This is a genomic window from Bacillus sp. ES1-5, from assembly GCF_022487605.1.
Lineage (GTDB): Bacteria > Bacillota > Bacilli > Bacillales > Bacillaceae_G > Bacillus_A > Bacillus_A wiedmannii.
The window spans coordinates 313,908-330,950 of the sequence record NZ_JAKVPU010000005.1; the positions used below are offsets into that span (position 1 = coordinate 313,908).

Here is a 17,043-nt window from a genome sequence, read left to right on the forward strand (position 1 = left end):
GACGTATATGGTTTCATTGTGAAAAAGCTAAAGGATGCAAAGAAAAGATGGGGACAATTTGTTTGTGGTTTTTTGATTTAGAAACAGAAAGTGGATGTGGAAGTAGATATTAACTTAATGATGCATCTAAGCAAACGTACTATTAGATGAATCATTAAGTAACAAAGGAGCTGGGTATTTTCGTGCGTTGTTATCTGTGCTTAGTGATAGCTTTTGTTGCTCTTTTAATTTTTCAGGAGTCACGTCATTTCCTAAAGGATCTAATATTTTTAATCCTGTAACAGTGGTGTTGATTTGACCGCGAATAATTTGAAGATACTCCTCACGTAATTCTGTGCGCTCATTTAATTCTGTTTTTGTTAAACCTTCTTCTTTTTGTTTTTTAGTTAATTCATTAATTCGATTAAAAACTTCAAGCATTGTTTTCTTCGCCTTTCTTCTTTGTATTATTCGATTAGATTGTAGTTTTGCATTATGATTATGGTTGCTACCATCATAGTTTCATTAATAGTGTTTATCGTACTTTCATTCCAAAAGTACGATAAACACGGTGATTAAAACCCGCCATTCCAAGACGTTACTTCATCTACAGTTAATCGAACTGATGGGAATCCTGGCTCTTTTGCTTTGCCTAATGCAATCATTAAAACGTCAGTTAAGTTTTCTTGAACGTTAAATGTTTTGCGGAATTCTTCAACGTTATAGCCAAGCATTGGGACAGTATCATATCCTCTCGCTTTTGCAGCAAGCATAAATTGCATAGCTAGCAAACCACCGTCAAGCATTTGCCATTCTCTTTTTCCTTGTTCACTTACAGGTGCATAAAACTCACGAATACTGTCGTTTAGTCTAGTTTTAATTTCTTCTGTCATGAATCCAGCAGCTACTGCACGCTCATTTACTTTATTGATATGTTCGAATTCATGGGCGTTATTTTCGCTTAAAATTACGATCATAGCTGATGCCTCTAACACTTGTGGTTGGTTTAATGCGATTGGATGAAGCTTTTCTTTTAAATCTTGATCTGTGATTACCATGAAACGCCATGGGTTTAGGTTGGAACTACTTGGTGCTAGCATTGCTTCCTCTAAAAGTTCTTTAATTTCTTCATCAGAGATTGTAACTGAAGGATCATAAGAGCGAACGGAACGACGCTCATGAATCACATCATAAAAATTTGCAGTACGATTTTCTTTTTTCATTTTTAAATACCTCCACTAAGTTGCTTACATGCATCATTATGGTATAGTACAGGTACTATGAAAAGTACGCACTTTTCCGTGATATAGACACCATCTCGTGATATAGGCACGAGAAAGTGCCTATCAAAATACAGAAGGAGTTCAGTATGAAAAAAGAGTATAACAATAGAATTGAAGTTGTTTTGGATGTGATCGGAGGAAAGTGGAAATCCCACATTTTATATCATTTAACAAGTGGACCAACAAGAACGGGTGAGTTAAAAAGGTTGGTAACTGGTATTACACAAAAGATGCTTACTGAGCAATTGAAAGAGCTTGAAAAGGATGGGCTCGTATCTAGAAAAGTATACAATCAAGTGCCACCGAAAGTTGAATACTCCCTTACAGAACAAGGACAATCATTAAAACAAGGTTTAAAAGTACTTTGTGATTGGGGTAGCGGTTATATTGAGCATAAATATCCTAATGGTGAAGTGATAGTGAAAGAGGACGATCACATATAATTTAACATTTCTGTAAGTATAATTTTGCTATAATAAATAAGTACTTATACGAAGGGGAGCTAAAAGAGAAAATGAAGTTTAATATCGATCATTACATAGCTAGCATTTTGCAGTGGATATTGAATATAGCGTTAATTATATTATCCATTGTATTATCTATCTTTTTAATTAACGAGACTATCACATTTATTCAATACATATTTTCAACAAAGGAATATACATCGTATAAATTGGTTGAAAGTATTATCGTCTACTTCTTATACTTCGAGTTCATCGCATTGATTATTAAGTATTTTAAGTCGAATTATCATTTCCCGTTACGTTATTTTATTTATATCGGAATTACAGCTTTAATTCGATTAATTATCGTATCTCATGAGGAACCGATGGAGACGTTATTATACGCAGGAGCAATTCTTGTTTTAGTCATTGCTTTATACATATCAAATATGAGAGATTTGAGAAAAGAGTAGTAGTGCAGACATACGTTTGCACTACCTTTTTATGTCTTGACCTTCAAGTTGCTTGAAAGTTTACAATGTAAATAGGGCGTTTGAAATTGAAAAAAATTGAGAAATTAAGTGAAGAGGTTTCTTTTACTTGGAGGTTATAGCAATGAGTCAGGAATTGAAGTTACGTCCTTTAGAACGGGAAGATTTAAAGTTTGTGCACGAACTTAATAATAATGCCCATATTATGTCGTATTGGTTTGAAGAGCCGTATGAGGCATTTGTGGAGCTGCAGGATTTATACGATAAACATATACATGATCAAAGTGAACGCCGATTTATCGTTGAGAAAAATAATGAGATGGTTGGATTGGTCGAGTTAGTGGAAATCGATTATATTCACCGAAGAACTGAATTCCAAATTATTATTGATCCTAATTATCAAGGGCATGGCTACGCAGCGGAAGCGACGCGTTTAGCGATGGATTACGCTTTTTCTGTATTAAATATGCATAAGATTTATTTAGTTGTGGATAAAGAAAATGAGAAAGCAGTCCATGTGTATAAAAAGGTTGGATTTATAGTGGAAGGCGAGCTTTTAGACGAGTTTTTCGTTGATGGTAACTATCATAATGCGATAAGAATGTGTATGTTCCAGAAGGAATATTTTAAAAATAAGTAGTTGAATGATTTGGAGGTAATGTTGACGCTTCGTAAAACTGTATGCTAAAATCCCTTTTAAGTATTAAGGAAGGTGCAGAACATGCTTTATATAAAATTTGTAAAACTCATTAGAAAACTTTGCTCCGCACAAATGTATACGGTGAAGCGTTGTACGGAGCTTAATCAAGGGGTATAGATCCCCTATATTCATCGGTTGAATAACTTTTCGAAAAAAGTATAGTTTACCTATGCTTGTTTCGTTATGGTTTTTCAGCTGATGTATAAAATAGATTAAGGGCCATAGACAATGCTTTGTCTATGGCCCTTTGTGTATATTATTCCAATGAGCTTTTGCTGTAAATTGGAGTAGTATGGGAAAAACCACGAAGCAGAGGGCTAGTGTCGAATGACGCTATCTCTCTGCTTTTTTTAATTTCAGGAAAAGAGGAATAAAAATGAGTTTACTTAAAGTTGAACGTTTATCACATAGCTTTATAGATAAAGTATTATACGAAAATGCTTCTTTTGATTTGTATAAAGGGGAACATATGGGGATTGTTGGACAGAATGGTGCAGGGAAAAGCACATTAATGAACATATTGGTGGGGGAAATTATTTCTGATAAGGGGAGCATTAAGTGGCAACCTAATATTCAAATTGGACATCTTGATCAATATGCAGAAATTGATGGGAGCTATACCATTTCACAATATGCAAAGCGAGCCTTTTATGATTTGTTTGAAATGGAAAAAAGAATGAATAAGTTATATGAAGAAAGTGCGATGACTGGAGATGAGAATCAACTATTGAAAGCAGCTGAAATACAAGAACAGCTTGAGGCTCATGATTTTTATTCAGTAGACAGCGTAATAAATAAGGTGGCAGCGGGTTTAGGTATTGATGCGATTGGGATGGATCGTGTTATTGATGAATTAAGCGGAGGACAACGAGCAAAGGTAATTTTAGCAAAGCTTTTATTAGAAGAGCCTAATATTTTATTACTAGATGAACCGACAAACTTTCTTGATAAAGAGCATGTTGAATGGCTTGCTAATTATTTAGTGAATTTTGAAGGGGCGTTTATTGTCGTGTCACATGATTTTGACTTTCTAGAAAAAGTGACTTCTTGCATATGTGATATAGAGTTTGGAACGGTGAAGAAGTATTACGGCAAATACTCAGATTTTGTAAGACAAAAGGAGCATTTGCGAAAAGATTATATTCGCCAATACTATGCACAGCAAAAGAAAATTGAAAAAACGGAAGAGTATATTCGTAGAAATATTGCTGGAGTGAATTCAAAAATAGCGCAAGGGCGTAGGAAGCAGTTGCAACGTATGGAAAGAATTGCGCCACCAAGTTTTACTCATAAACCGTGTATTTATTTTCAGGAGCTTCCCATTTCAGTTCAGACAGTTCTTGAAGTAAATAATCTTGAAGTGGGTTACGATTTTGCTCTCTTACCAAAATTGAATTTTTCAGTGATGGGTGGGCAAAAACTTGTTATTACAGGGTTCAACGGAGTAGGGAAATCTACTTTATTAAAAACAATCCTTGGAACTATTTCTAGTATTGCCGGAGAATTACACTTCTCAGAGCAAATAAAGATTGGATATTATGAGCAAGATCTGAATTGGAGCAACGATTCTTTAACGCCGCTGCAAATTATTTCAGAACAGTTTCCTAAACTAAACGTGAAGGAGATACGTCATCATTTAGCTGCATGTGGTGTGAAGGATACTCATGTTTCACAAGAAATTCGTACGTTGAGTGGTGGTGAACAATCGAAGGTTAAATTATGCGGATTATTATTATCGCCTTGTAATTTCTTAATTTTAGATGAGCCGACAAATCATTTAGATGCAGAAGCGAAGGGAGCTTTGCAAAAGGCACTCATTCAGTTTAAAGGTAGCATTATACTCGTATCTCACGAAGCAAGTTTTTATCTTGATTGGGCAGATAGTATTTTTAATATAGAGACAGGATTAGTTAAGGGGGTGTGAAACGTATGAGTAGAAATGATTGGAAAAAGAAAATAATTTTATTTTTGACCGCTCAAACGATTTCTTTGTTCGGTTCCTCTCTCGTGCAATACGCGATTATATGGTATATCACCTTAACGACATCGTCAGGGTTAATGTTGACCATTTCAACTGTTTGCGGATTCCTACCGCAAATTGCGATATCTTTATTTGCAGGTGTGTGGATTGATCGTTACGACCGTAAAAAGATGATTATGTTATCGGACGGGAGTATAGCAATTGCTACGTTAGGTTTAGCAGTTTTATTTTTAACAGGATATAAAAGTATTTGGTTACTTTTTATAGTACTACTCATTCGATCAGCTGGGACAGGTATACAAACGCCAGCTGTGAATGCGTTAATCCCACAAATCGTTCCGAAAGATTCTCTTATGAAAGTAAATGGGATAAATAGCAGTATTACATCTTTAATTATGTTTCTTTCTCCAGCAGCAAGTGCTGCAATTCTTTCTATTGCTAGCATTGAAACGACATTTTTTATTGATGTTATTACGGCTATGATTGGAATTAGTATTATGTTTATCATTCAAGTGGAGAGACATGTGAATACAGAGAGTAAGCAAAAATCTAATCTACAAGGCATAAAAGAAGGATTTGCTTATTTAAAAGAAAATGAATTGATTAAAAGGCTACTCTTTTTATTAATCATTGTCATGATTTTAATAAGTCCAGCCGCCTTTTTAACACCTTTAATGGTAACTCGTTCTTTCGGTGCAGAAATGTGGAGACTTACTGCTAGTGAAATGACTTTTAGTGCGGGGGCGGCAGCTGGTGGTGTATTGATTGCGGCATGGGGTGGTTTCCGTAATCGTATGCATACAACAGCGCTAGCTTGTGCGTTGTATGGACTGCTTATGATTGGACTAGGGATTGCTCCGGTATTTATTGTGTATTTAGTATTTAACTTTTTAATTGGTATAACAATGCCGTGCTTCAATACACCGGTTACCGTGTTATTGCAGGAAAAAGTAGGACCTTCTATGCACGGACGAATGTTTAGTCTTGTACAAATCGCTAATTCATGCGCGCTTCCTTTAGGAATGATAATATTTGGTCCATTGGCTGATATGTTTAGTGTAGAAATTTTGTTAATTTATGCTGGGATATTCGTGCTATTGTGTGCGATTTATGTTGTAGTAAGCAAGCGGTTTGAAGTGTAAATATTTATGTTTGAAAAGGTTTGTGAGGCAATTTAAGGTGCTTCATAAACCTTTTTCCACTTATAATAATCAATAATTATTTATTGCAAAACAATAAATAATTATTGACGAATGATTTTGTTTTAGGTAATATGATGTTAATAATCTAAGGATAATTATATGAATAGAGGAGAATGTGAAATGATAAATAAATACGTAGTAGCTATTTCTTTCATGATTTTAGCGATCATTTCTTTAGCTATACATGCTTCAAACAGTAAAGTGGGAGCGAATGGATTCCTTGAAGAACCTTTCTTTTTCTTAGTACCGATAAGTTATGTATTGTTCTTTAGTGGTATTGGTGTATTACTATTTGGATTTATTACTTCAAAGCTGAAAAAAAGTAATAGATAAAATAAAGTTTAAGTAGTGAGGGATCCATTAATCAGGACAAAATACTCACTATAAAATAGGAACATACTATATGGAAGAAAAATAAAAAGTGAGCTGAATCATGGTGAATCATTATTGTTATCCTGAAAGGCAGGTCGGATCGGCTATTACTTTGGCAGGAGCACAGGGGACAATTCATGCTGTGAATCAAGCGATGCAAATGCAGCAGCAAGCATATTTTGCACAAATGATGCAAGGGCAGTATATGTCGTACTCACAGCCTCCGATGCAAATTGTACATTACGATGTGCATCCAGCGGGTTTATTTTCCATTCCATATGGCGGGACATACTTCTTATGAAAGAAAGCGACTGATAAGAGTCGCTTTCTTTTTTTATATTCCGCCTAGCTTCATTCCAAGGAATGCAAAAAGGATACCGATTATATAAGTAGCACTTAAATATAGAAATAGTATGCCAAAGTTTTTACGATTGAAGAGCTGAATGGACTCTAGCTTAAATGTTGAAAACGTCGTGAAGGCACCCATAAATCCAGTGCCTAATAATAATTGCCAACCTGTAGTGACGCCGTTGCCAATTATATATCCAAGTAAAAACGCGCCTGTTATATTAATGAGAAATGTAGCAATTGGAAAGGAAGTTTTATTTCTTTTTTTAAACCAATTGCTAATTGCAAATCGTGTAATAGCACCGAAGAAACCTCCAGTTGCCACTAATAAAGCTTCCATCATAAGTGATCACCTTCCGTAAGCTGTTTCTTAATTAAGAAATCACCTAGTGTATAGCCAAGACCTGACATAATAAGGCCACCAAGTATACTGCATGATACATATAAGAAAGCCGTACCCCATTCAGAATGATGGATTAATTGCACAGTTTCTACACTGAATGTTGAAAACGTCGTAAAGGAACCGATGAATCCAGTCCCAATGCCTGTGATAATTTCTGAAGGCAAGATGTTTCTCCGAGCGATATACGTAGTTAGCCACGCTAATAAGAAGCAGCCGGCTAAGTTAATAAGTAACGTAGCTAATGGAAATGAATGATGCCATGAAGTATGAATAGTAAAACCTAAATAATAACGAGAGAGGGCTCCTAATATACCGGCTATGCCAACGATAATATAAATCAATTTCTTCACCTCTTTAAATAGCTTGCTCAAAAAAATAGACTCCTACCAGTAGTTATACTGGTAGGAGTCATTAGCTAAGCAGCAGTTATGGCGAACTCCATCGCCTATGATTATTACATATAGTGTACTAAAAATTGCGTATAATTTCCAGTGAAGAAGTGGAGCTGTTGTGTATGTATGTGATGGTTTAAGAGAGAGAATTTATACTTATAAACTAAATATAGTGATATAAGGTTTTTAATATGATAAAATGTTTCGTATGTCTGTCATTCGCTTCAGTTAACTGAAAATAAAGAAAAGTAAAAATGATAGTTTTAGAAAAGGAGTCGTTCGTTTGAAAAAATTATTAAAAATAGTACTTATATGTATTTTAGTAGGGGTGGGGGTTGTAGGTGGTTTTTTAGCGTATATGACACTTACAAAAAAACAGCCGGCTAATGTTATAAGTTTGAAGGTGGAAAATAATAAGGAACGCGTGTTAGCGCTTGGAAATGAATTTAAAGTTACAACATTTAATATTGGATATGCTGGATTAGATAAGGATCAAGATTTCTTTATGGATGGCGGAAAGAGATCTGGTTCAAGTAGTAAAGAGCAAACGGAAACGAATTTAAAGAATATGCTTTCGTTTTTACAAAATGAGAATAGTGATTTTGCGTTATTACAAGAAGTTGATATAAAATCACTGCGATCTTTTGATGTAAATGGGCATGAATTTTTGAAAAAAGGATTGCCTGATTATGCTTCGTCGTTCGGAAAGAACTATGATACAAAATGGGTCCCTGTACCAATTACAAGTCCAATGGGATATGCGGAGGCTGGATTAAGTACGTTTTCTAAATATACAGTTCAAACAGCGCAGAGGTTCCAGCTTCCTGGAATGGAGCCTTGGCCAAAGCGTTTGTTTGATTTAGATAGAGCGATTGTTGAGCATAAAATACCTGTTAATAATGGGAAGTTTGTTAGACTCATAAATCTACATTTGTCTGCGTATGATGAAGGCGGGAAAATTAGAAAACAGCAAGTAGAGTATTTAAAAGACTATATGAACAAGCATTATAAAAATGGTGATTACGTAATAATGGGCGGAGATTGGAATCAATTACTTTCGAACGCTCAGTTAAGTGATCCGAAGTTTGTGAAAGAGCGCCCAGAGTGGTTAGTAGAGTTACCAAAGGACTTTACTGATGGTGGCTTTAAGTGGGCTGTAGATCCGTCTGTTATGACTGTGAGAGATGATGTGAAGAAATATGTGGAGGGTGAAAACTTCGTCACGATTATTGATGGTTTTATCGTTTCACCGAATGTGGAAATTGTAAATGTACAAGGGAAAGATTTAAAATTTGAAAATAGCGATCATAACCCAGTAAGTGCGGTATTTAAGTTGAAGTAATTGATATGTATAAGTAGAAGGTGGGGCTTCATATATGGAGTGGTTAAAGCGAACTTGTTTTTCTAACCTTGAGAAAGAATCACAGAAAAATCATTTATTGCTGTTCATTACGATTTGTAGTTTCTTTCTTGGAATAATCGCGATTGGGTATTACGGATATATTTTTACAGAGAGAGCAATAGCGTTTTGGATTTGTGGTATTTCAGTTGTTGTATTTGGAACGCTTCTTACTTTTATAGAAAGCATGGAAGCGATGTATAAATATATGATGACATTTATGTTGCTTATTATGTCTTTCATTATGGTACAAGCTTTTAATGAAAGTCCGGCTGTATTTCAAATGATCTACTTTACACTAGCAGTTTCGCTTATTTATTTAAGTGAACGTCTCGTTATCATTCTCGGCGGAGTGGCGGTTGTTATTACATTTATTCTTTGTAGTTATTGGCCGGAGCAATTTTTTGCTTATACAGCGGCATCTGAAGCTGCAAACTTCGCAAGCTTGTTAGCGATTGTAACGATTGCAATGTGGGGCGTAACGAAGATTGGCTCTAATCTGTTAGCTCGTTTAAGTGATGAGAAGCAAGAAGTAATGAGGAAAGCTCAGGAGCTAGAAGAAACGCAAAGACTTATTGAAGAAACGGTTGGGAAACTAGATAGTAATTTTAATCACTTAAGACAAAATATAAATACATCGATGGAGTCGATGAGTGAAATTAATTTTGCTTTTGAAGAGGTGGCAGTTGGCACTCAATCACAATCAGAGATGATGTCACGTTCAGTAGAAGTATTGAACGATATGGAAGGGAATATTGAACAAATTATATCTCAAGTAAGAAATGCATCGATTCGTGTTGATGAAAGTTTAGAGATTTCAAAGGGTAGTGTACATACTTTACGAAATTTTGAAGCGAATATGAGAAGTTTAAATGATGTTGTTTCACAATCAGGAATTATATTTAGAGATTTAATGATGCAGTCGAAGCAAATTAACGAAATTGTAGATGTAATAACGAATATTTCAAGTCAGACGAGTTTGCTAGCTTTAAATGCAAATATAGAAGCTGCAAGAGCAGGAGAGCATGGAAAAGGATTTGCTATTGTAGCGAATGAAGTGTTAAAGCTTGCCGAAGAATCGAATCGTTCTGCGGGGAGAATTCAAGGTATTTTGAAGGAGTTTAGTAATCAAGCAAGTAAAGTGGAAGTGCAGGTAGAGAAATCAGAAAAAGTACAAGAAGAATGTAATGAAATGCTAGCAAGTGTTTTAACAAATGTAACGGATTTAGGGAAGTTTATTGATGCAATTAATGATGTAATGAGAGAGATTGTTGGTCATCAAGAAAACTTGCAGGTTAAAACGACGAATATCGTAAAGGATGTTACACATGCTTCTAATGTAATTCAGCAAACTTCTGCGGCTACGGAAGAAGTGTTAGCAAGTGTGGAAGAAGAAAAACATCGAAATGATATATCGGTGAAGACGTTGCATACTGTTAGCGAGCAAGTGAAGTTGTTAGAAGATATTTTAGAAAAGTAATATCTCTTAAAAAGGGCACACCATGTGTGCTCTTTTTTCATTTAAATGAATACTTGATAGTAATTTAATTGCTTTTCTGCGCGTTTTCTGCCAAGCTTAAGGAGATAAACTGAGACTTTAGTTAGTGGGGCTATACGCTACTGATTATTAGTTGAACCCCGCAAATAGCGGAATAAAATACTTCAAAGAAAGAATTATATAGGTGACGCATATGATCGAAGTTAAGACTTCTGAACTTAGTGATGGAGAATTTAATAGAGGGGTATTTGCAACTCGTGATATTAAAAAGGGTGAGTTGATTCACTCAGCACCAGTTATCTCTTATCCGAATGAACAGCATGAACACATTGAGAAAACGTTACTTGCTGACTACGCATTTGAGTATGGGGTAAATCATACGGCATTCCTGTTAGGATACGGCATGTTATTTAATCATGCATATAATCCGAATGCAACGTATGATATTGTCTTCGAGAATCATACGTTTAACTTCTTTGCTTACAAAGATATAAAAGCGGGAGAAGAGATTCTAATCAATTATAATGGTGAAGTTGATGACGATGAGCTATTATGGTTTGATAAGGAAAAAGAAGAGAACGAAAAGTAATATAAAGAGTTTGGAAAGAGCACATTCTGTGGGATGTGCTCTTTTTTATGGCGTGTCCAGTCAGCTGGTGGAGAAATCCTACGATTGAGCCCTGTGATAAAGTAATTTTTCTGTTTATAGAAATGGGAGAGTATTTAGGAGTATACAGAGCCAAGAAATACACTATATTTACAACTAAATGATATGGTGAAAGGCTTAAATCTAACCTTACAACGATTTAAAAATTACTATATCCCATCTCCAATGGGGGAAAGGTGGATTGGTAAAATTGATTGGTATGTCTTAGAATGGTTTGCACTAGCATCTCCCTAAAGATACAGCATTGTATCTTTAGGGAGATGCTTTATTAGCTTTATAGTATAGAGGAAGAGATTTTTAGTTAATTTATTTTTAATCTTATTAAGTTATTATTTTATACAAATTAATAATAACAAATTCGGACTTTTATTTTCAGTCTTGTTAGAAAATTTTGTTTATTTTATTCTTTAATAGTGAGAAATAATAGGAAATGTAAATTTTAGCTATTTCTCATTATTATAAGATTTGAGAGGAGAACGGTAGATGAGAATTATAGCTGGGATACTTTCTTTCGTGTTAATGTTTAGTTTTGCATTGCCATCATTTGTTGATGCAACTGTTGAATTAAATGATGATACGATTGTCGAAGAATATGTTCCTGAAGAAGATGGTGGCATTGATTTATCTAATGTCGATGTTTCTAACTTCGATTTTGAAAAATTTGAGAATGAATATGATTTTTTAGTAACTGATCCTGTATTTTTACAATTAGAAGGAGAACTAAGTAAACCAAGAGTTGAATATGTTATTGAAAAAAATCCTCTTACAGGTGAATTAATAGTTAAACAAGAAATATTACCAGCTCTTGTTATCGGAGCATTAAGGGTTTTAACTTCAAAAGTAGGCAGAACAGCTGCCGATAAAGGTTGGAAGATAGCAAGACCATATGTACAAAAAGCATTAAACGCACCAAGTAAATATATCCTTGAAGGACCATCTGGAACAAAAATTATTCAAGTAAGATCTACAGCTACGAAACAAGTTATATTTAGGTTAGATTATGGCCCGGTATATCATAAAGGACCATATTTACATTATCATGTTCCACCAAATTTAAATGATCATCATATTATTTGGTAAAGAGGAGGTTATTTCACATTATGTGTAACTATGAAACACACCAACATATGCATATAGGCTATTATGAAGATGGTTATGATTTAGAAGTCACTGCATATAAAAAAATAAACAAACCTATTTGGGATGTATTTATTGAAGAGTATGAAGCGGGTTTTTTATATGAATTTGCTAGCAAACATAAATTAGGTGAATATTTTACTGGATGCGGTTTGAAAATATTTACAATAGATGACAAAGATGCTACTGAAGAACAATCTAGATTAATTTTTGAAAAGTGGTTAAAAACTAATAACATTGTTTAAAAATTGGTTTATCTTTATTCCACTAATCAAAAAGGTAGAAAAGTATACTTTTCTACCTTTTTGTAGTTTATATACAAACCTTACCAAAACTTCTACCACGGCTTTTTCTTCTCTTTCGCAACTGCCACTTCAACTTAAAATTCCTTCGTTAAATCCTTTGATTCCTGTATCTCACTTAGTATCTTCATGAGAGTCTTATCTCCCGCTTTCAATCGATTTTCTTATATGTCATAAACAAAGTAAAAATTACAAAAAAATACCACTTTATTTTCGTATGGTATAGTAAGATACTGAAGGATAGTGTTTTGAAAAAGTAATATATTTTACAAATTGTTGTCTTTCTGATGACATGTCAAGTTTAGTAGCCCATTTGGGTTGCTTTATTATGCAATATATATTTTAATATGAGTGGCACCTCTTATAAATTAAGAGGTTTATAGGTGTCTCGAATTGATTTTGGGTACACTGTATCCACCACTGTAGGTTCGTTCATGTATGTGGGGATATTATGGGCCCGTATAACGGGATAAAAAGAATATAGAAATAGAGGAATCGTAAAATGAATATGCAAGAGGTTTATGAATATTTAAGTACGGTATTGCCTGAAGGTCATGTGAAACAAGATGAAATGTTAAAGAATCATACACATATTAAAGTTGGTGGAAAAGCAGATGTGTTCGTTGCGCCGACGAATTATGATGAAATTCAAGAAGTTATCAAATATGCTAACGAATATAATATTCCAGTTACGTTTTTAGGAAATGGATCGAATGTCATTATTAAAGATGGTGGAATTCGCGGGATTATAGTAAGTTTAATTCACATTACAGGTGTGACTGTAACAGGAACAACGATTGTGGCACAGTGTGGTGCAGCAATTATTGATGTATCACGTATTGCATTAGATCATAATTTAACGGGTCTTGAGTTTGCTTGTGGTATTCCAGGTTCAGTTGGCGGAGCATTATATATGAATGCTGGTGCTTACGGCGGTGAAGTATCGTTTGTATTAACAGAAGCTGTCGTAATGACAGGTGATGGAGAGCTACGTACTTTAACGAAAGAAGCATTTGAATTTGGATATCGTAAGAGTGTATTTGCAAACAACCATTACATTATTCTTGAAGCGAGATTTGAGCTTGAAGAAGGTGTGCGTGAAGAAATTAAAGAAAAAATGGATGATTTAACGTTTAAACGTGAGTCAAAACAACCTCTAGAATATCCTTCATGTGGTAGTGTATTTAAGCGTCCACCAAATAACTTTGCTGGTAAATTGATTCAAGAATCAGGGCTACAAGGTAAGCGAATTGGCGGAGTGGAAGTTTCTTTAAAACACGCTGGATTTATGGTGAATGTTGATAACGGAACAGCACAAGATTACATTGATTTAATTCACTTTGTACAAAAGACTGTTGAAGAGAAATTTGGCGTGAAGTTAGAGCGAGAAGTAAGGATTATTGGAGAAGATAAAGAGTAACGAAATACGTATGAAAATGTGAATTATTTTAAAATAATATTTGGGTATTGTTGACAATTTGTTTTCAATTCAATATAATGGCTAATAATTTAACAAATAATATACGTTGAAAGAGCCCAGTAGCAGTTTGTCACTGTTAACGAGAGAGCTAGGGGTTGCTGGAACCTAGCACAAACAAACTTGCGAATTACACTCTGGAGTATCTTAGGTAATGCTAAGCGGATTGGCAATCGATATTATTGCTAAGAGTGGTATGAGTAGCTATGCTATTTATACAAACTGGGTGGTAACACGGTGAATAATCGTCCCTATGTCATAGACATAGGGACTTTTTGTTTTCAAAAAAATAGAGGGGATGACAAAAGATGAATATTATTGATGAATTAGAATGGCGCGGCGCTGTGAATCAACAGACGGACGAAGAAGGTTTACGTAAGCTAGTAGAAGAGAAAAAGATTTCACTATACTGCGGAGTTGATCCGACTGGTGATAGTATGCATATTGGACATTTGATTCCATTTATGATGATGAAGAGATTCCAGTTAGCTGGCCATCATCCAGTTATTTTAATTGGTGGGGCAACAGGAACAATTGGTGATCCGAGCGGACGTCAATCAGAACGTCAACTTCAAACGTTAGAAGTAGTTCAGCATAATGTGGATGCGTTAACAGCGCAAATGAAAAAGCTATTTGATTTTGGCGGAAATAGCGAAGTGAAGATGGTAAATAACTACGACTGGACACATGAAATAAACATTATTGAGTTTTTACGTGATTACGGGAAGAACTTTAGCATTAATAGCATGTTAGCGAAGGATATTGTAGCAAGTCGTTTAGATACAGGAATTTCTTTCACAGAATTTACGTACCAAATTTTGCAAGCGATGGACTTCCATCATTTATACACGAAAGAAGATGTTCAACTGCAAATTGGTGGTAGTGACCAATGGGGAAATATTACGAGTGGTTTAGATTTAATTCGTAAGTTAGAAGGGCACGAAGCGAAAGTATTCGGACTAACAATTCCGTTATTATTGAAATCCGATGGTACGAAGTTTGGTAAATCTGCAGGTGGCGCGGTTTGGCTTGATCCTGACAAAACAACACCGTTTGAATTTTACCAGTTCTGGGTGAATACAGATGACCGTGATGTAGTGAAATACTTGAAATACTTTACGTTCTTAACGAAAGAGCGCATTGATGAATTGGCAGCGAAGGTAGAAACAGAGCCTCATAGACGTGAAGCGCAAAAAGTATTAGCGGAAGAAATGACGAAATTCGTTCATGGAGCAGAGGCACTCCTGCAAGCTGAGAAAATTACAGCAGCGTTATTTAGCGGAGATATTAAATCGTTAACAGCTGATGAAATTGAGCAAGGTTTTAAAGAGATGCCAACATTCCAGTCTTCAAAAGAGACGAAAAACATCGTAGAATGGCTAGTTGATTTAGGGATTGAACCATCTAGACGACAAGCACGTGAAGATATTAATAATGGAGCTATTTCTATGAATGGTGAGAAGGTAACAGATGTGGGTGCAGATGTTACTGTAGAAAATTCATTTGATGGACGATTTATTATTATTCGTAAAGGGAAGAAGAACTATAGCTTAGTGAAATTGGGATAATAATTTTTGTGGAAGAGTGGAAGTAAGAAAGATACTTTCACTCTTTTCATATACACAATTTCGACGCGAAAAAAGTCAGTATATTTAGATAATTAAAAAGGGTTATAGTAATTCTTTGCCGAATATAAGTAAGTAGAGAATATTACGGATAAAAATAGCCCGAACCATGCAGGGCATGATTCGGGCTTATATTCAGATTAGTAAGCTAAGCTGAATAGACCTTTAATGTGTGATAAGTAACGAACGTTACTTGCTTCTTTCATTAATGATGCTGGTAAGCCTTTAAGTGGAGTATTGCTTGCTCCAATTGTAGCAACAGCATCTTTACGTCCTAGACTAGCAAGTGTTCCAGAGTTAATAGGTGCGAACTCTTCGAATGCTTTGCCTTCTAGTGCTGCGTATAAGTTGTATCCAATTAACTCACCCATTTGCCAAGCGATTTGTGCAGTTGGTGGGTATGGACGACCGTCTGGAGAGAAGACAACAGCGCTGTCTCCAGCAACGAATACGTCTTTGTGAGAAGTAGATTGTAGGTGTGCATCAACAGTTGCACGTCCACGGTTTACTTCAAGACCTGATTCACCAATTAATGGGTTACCTTGTACGCCGCCTGTCCAAACGAATGTGTTAGCAACAAGTTTTTGACCGTCTTTTAAGTCAATTTCATTGCCAGCAACGTTTGTTACAGGAAGACCTGTTAAGAATGTAACACCGCGTGCCTCTAGGCTAGTAGTTGCACGTTCGATTAAGTGGTCTGGTAATACTGGAAGGATTTTTGGACCTGCTTCAACAAGAAGAAGTTTAACTTCTTTTGGATTTACGCCGTGGCTTTTTGCAAGTTTAGGCATAATGTCAGCAAGCTCACCAACTAGCTCAACGCCAGTTAATCCGCCACCACCGATTACGATTGTAGCATCAGCTTCGTTTTTCGTTTTCGCGTATTCACGAATACGGTCTTCAACGTGTTTGTAGATTTTGTTTGCATCAGCAGCAGATTTTAATACCATGCTGTTTTCTTCTAGTCCTGGAATACCGAAGTAAGCAGTTTTACTTCCTAAAGCAACTACAAGTGCATCGTAAGATAAAGTAGTGCCGCCAGCTAGTTTAATTTCTTTGCTATCAACTGAGAATGACTCAACTGTTGCGATTTTAAGATCAATGTCTTTACCTCTGAAAAGCTTTGTAAGTGGCATTGCAATTGCTTGCTCAGCAACGTTACCAGCTGCAAGGCGGTGTAGTTCAGTGATGATTTGGTGTGTTGGGTATTGGTTAATCACTGTAACTTGTGCTTCTGATTTGCTGTAATATTTACGTACGTTTAAAGCGGCAAGAAGACCGCCATAACCAGCGCCTAAGATGACAATTTGTTTTGACATAGTATGATATCCCCCGTCTTTACTA

General features: G+C 35.4%; 20 protein-coding genes, 1 riboswitch and 1 other annotated feature. Of the genes, 14 read left to right on the forward strand and 6 right to left on the reverse strand.

The features are described from left to right. Nucleotides 1-126 precede the first annotated feature (126 nt). Nucleotides 127-420 carry a DUF896 domain-containing protein gene (locus MKO96_RS18465; protein ID WP_240588308.1) on the reverse strand — a complete coding sequence of 98 codons (294 nt, stop codon included), beginning with the start codon at nucleotides 418-420 and terminating at the stop codon, nucleotides 127-129. Nucleotides 421-554: 134 nt separating this feature from the next. Further along, nucleotides 555-1,202: a nitroreductase family protein gene (locus tag MKO96_RS18470; RefSeq protein ID WP_240588309.1), complete on the reverse strand. Its 648-nt coding sequence runs from the start codon at nucleotides 1,200-1,202 to the stop codon at nucleotides 555-557. 146 nt (nucleotides 1,203-1,348) lie between these two features. Here MKO96_RS18470 and MKO96_RS18475 point away from each other — a divergent pair, with 146 nt between their 5' ends. The 7 genes from MKO96_RS18475 (at nucleotide 1,349) to MKO96_RS18505 (ending at nucleotide 6,752) form a co-directional block, all read left to right on the forward strand. After that, entirely contained in the window at nucleotides 1,349-1,705 is a 357-nt protein-coding gene (locus tag MKO96_RS18475) for a winged helix-turn-helix transcriptional regulator (RefSeq protein WP_088098340.1), read from the forward strand. A 71-nt stretch (nucleotides 1,706-1,776) separates the two neighbouring features. Then, entirely contained in the window at nucleotides 1,777-2,178 is a 402-nt protein-coding gene (psiE, locus tag MKO96_RS18480; RefSeq protein ID WP_087983029.1) for a phosphate-starvation-inducible protein PsiE, read from the forward strand. A gap of 142 nt (nucleotides 2,179-2,320) precedes the next feature. Next, nucleotides 2,321-2,836, forward strand: a complete 516-nt coding sequence (gene speG / locus MKO96_RS18485) for a spermidine N1-acetyltransferase (protein ID WP_000076834.1) — start codon at nucleotides 2,321-2,323, stop codon at nucleotides 2,834-2,836. 436 nt (nucleotides 2,837-3,272) lie between these two features. Then, on the forward strand, nucleotides 3,273-4,820 hold the full coding sequence (locus tag MKO96_RS18490; protein ID WP_240588310.1) for an ABC-F family ATP-binding cassette domain-containing protein: 1,548 nt from the start codon (nucleotides 3,273-3,275) through the stop codon (nucleotides 4,818-4,820). A 5-nt stretch (nucleotides 4,821-4,825) separates the two neighbouring features. Then, complete coding sequence (locus MKO96_RS18495) at nucleotides 4,826-6,019, forward strand: MFS transporter (protein WP_240588311.1); 1,194 nt, start codon at nucleotides 4,826-4,828, stop codon at nucleotides 6,017-6,019. Nucleotides 6,020-6,178: 159 nt separating this feature from the next. Beyond that, a complete protein-coding gene (locus MKO96_RS18500; protein WP_076541675.1) occupies nucleotides 6,179-6,412 on the forward strand; it encodes a DUF3955 domain-containing protein in 234 nt (77 codons plus the stop codon). A 100-nt stretch (nucleotides 6,413-6,512) separates the two neighbouring features. Then, a complete protein-coding gene (locus tag MKO96_RS18505; RefSeq protein WP_240588312.1) occupies nucleotides 6,513-6,752 on the forward strand; it encodes a DUF3947 family protein in 240 nt (79 codons plus the stop codon). Between the two features lie 33 nt (nucleotides 6,753-6,785). Here the strand turns inward: MKO96_RS18505 and crcB (MKO96_RS18510) are convergent, their stop codons facing one another. Both crcB (MKO96_RS18510) and crcB (MKO96_RS18515) read right to left on the reverse strand, forming a co-directional pair. After that, the gene (gene crcB, locus MKO96_RS18510) at nucleotides 6,786-7,142 is read right to left on the reverse strand and encodes a fluoride efflux transporter CrcB (protein WP_087983007.1); all 357 of its coding nucleotides are present in this window, start codon (nucleotides 7,140-7,142) and stop codon (nucleotides 6,786-6,788) included. Beyond that, on the reverse strand, nucleotides 7,139-7,543 hold the full coding sequence (gene crcB / locus MKO96_RS18515; protein WP_176523142.1) for a fluoride efflux transporter CrcB: 405 nt from the start codon (nucleotides 7,541-7,543) through the stop codon (nucleotides 7,139-7,141). Before crcB (MKO96_RS18515) ends, crcB (MKO96_RS18510) begins: the two co-directional genes overlap by 4 nt. A gap of 54 nt (nucleotides 7,544-7,597) precedes the next feature. Beyond that, nucleotides 7,598-7,657, reverse strand: a riboswitch (Fluoride riboswitch). Nucleotides 7,658-7,877: 220 nt separating this feature from the next. Between crcB (MKO96_RS18515) and MKO96_RS18520 the strand changes: the two genes are divergently transcribed. From MKO96_RS18520 to MKO96_RS18540, 5 genes are all read left to right on the forward strand, one after another. After that, nucleotides 7,878-8,936, forward strand: coding sequence for an endonuclease/exonuclease/phosphatase family protein (locus tag MKO96_RS18520; RefSeq protein WP_240588313.1), 1,059 nt, complete (start codon nucleotides 7,878-7,880; stop codon nucleotides 8,934-8,936). 34 nt (nucleotides 8,937-8,970) lie between these two features. After that, complete coding sequence (locus MKO96_RS18525) at nucleotides 8,971-10,473, forward strand: DUF4077 domain-containing protein (RefSeq protein ID WP_240588314.1); 1,503 nt, start codon at nucleotides 8,971-8,973, stop codon at nucleotides 10,471-10,473. Between the two features lie 211 nt (nucleotides 10,474-10,684). Next, nucleotides 10,685-11,080 (forward strand): SET domain-containing protein, encoded by a 396-nt coding sequence (locus tag MKO96_RS18530; protein ID WP_000573650.1) that lies wholly within the window; start codon nucleotides 10,685-10,687, stop codon nucleotides 11,078-11,080. Nucleotides 11,081-11,641: 561 nt separating this feature from the next. After that, nucleotides 11,642-12,238, forward strand: a complete 597-nt coding sequence (locus MKO96_RS18535; RefSeq protein ID WP_240588315.1) for a hypothetical protein — start codon at nucleotides 11,642-11,644, stop codon at nucleotides 12,236-12,238. Nucleotides 12,239-12,258: 20 nt separating this feature from the next. Further along, complete coding sequence (locus tag MKO96_RS18540; protein WP_000336245.1) at nucleotides 12,259-12,540, forward strand: DUF3986 family protein; 282 nt, start codon at nucleotides 12,259-12,261, stop codon at nucleotides 12,538-12,540. A gap of 134 nt (nucleotides 12,541-12,674) precedes the next feature. Here the strand turns inward: MKO96_RS18540 and MKO96_RS18545 are convergent, their stop codons facing one another. Further along, nucleotides 12,675-12,752 (reverse strand): DUF3967 domain-containing protein, encoded by a 78-nt coding sequence (locus MKO96_RS18545; protein WP_113712207.1) that lies wholly within the window; start codon nucleotides 12,750-12,752, stop codon nucleotides 12,675-12,677. Between the two features lie 347 nt (nucleotides 12,753-13,099). Here MKO96_RS18545 and murB point away from each other — a divergent pair, with 347 nt between their 5' ends. Next, nucleotides 13,100-14,017, forward strand: a complete 918-nt coding sequence (gene murB / locus MKO96_RS18550; RefSeq protein WP_240588316.1) for a UDP-N-acetylmuramate dehydrogenase — start codon at nucleotides 13,100-13,102, stop codon at nucleotides 14,015-14,017. Between the two features lie 97 nt (nucleotides 14,018-14,114). Continuing rightward, nucleotides 14,115-14,330, forward strand: a binding site (T-box leader). A 52-nt stretch (nucleotides 14,331-14,382) separates the two neighbouring features. Further along, nucleotides 14,383-15,642: a tyrosine--tRNA ligase gene (gene tyrS, locus MKO96_RS18555; RefSeq protein ID WP_076541687.1), complete on the forward strand. Its 1,260-nt coding sequence runs from the start codon at nucleotides 14,383-14,385 to the stop codon at nucleotides 15,640-15,642. Nucleotides 15,643-15,839: 197 nt separating this feature from the next. Here tyrS and MKO96_RS18560 read toward each other — a convergent pair whose 3' ends face one another. Beyond that, nucleotides 15,840-17,018, reverse strand: a complete 1,179-nt coding sequence (locus tag MKO96_RS18560) for an NAD(P)/FAD-dependent oxidoreductase (RefSeq protein WP_240588317.1) — start codon at nucleotides 17,016-17,018, stop codon at nucleotides 15,840-15,842. Nucleotides 17,019-17,043: the final 25 nt, after the last annotated feature.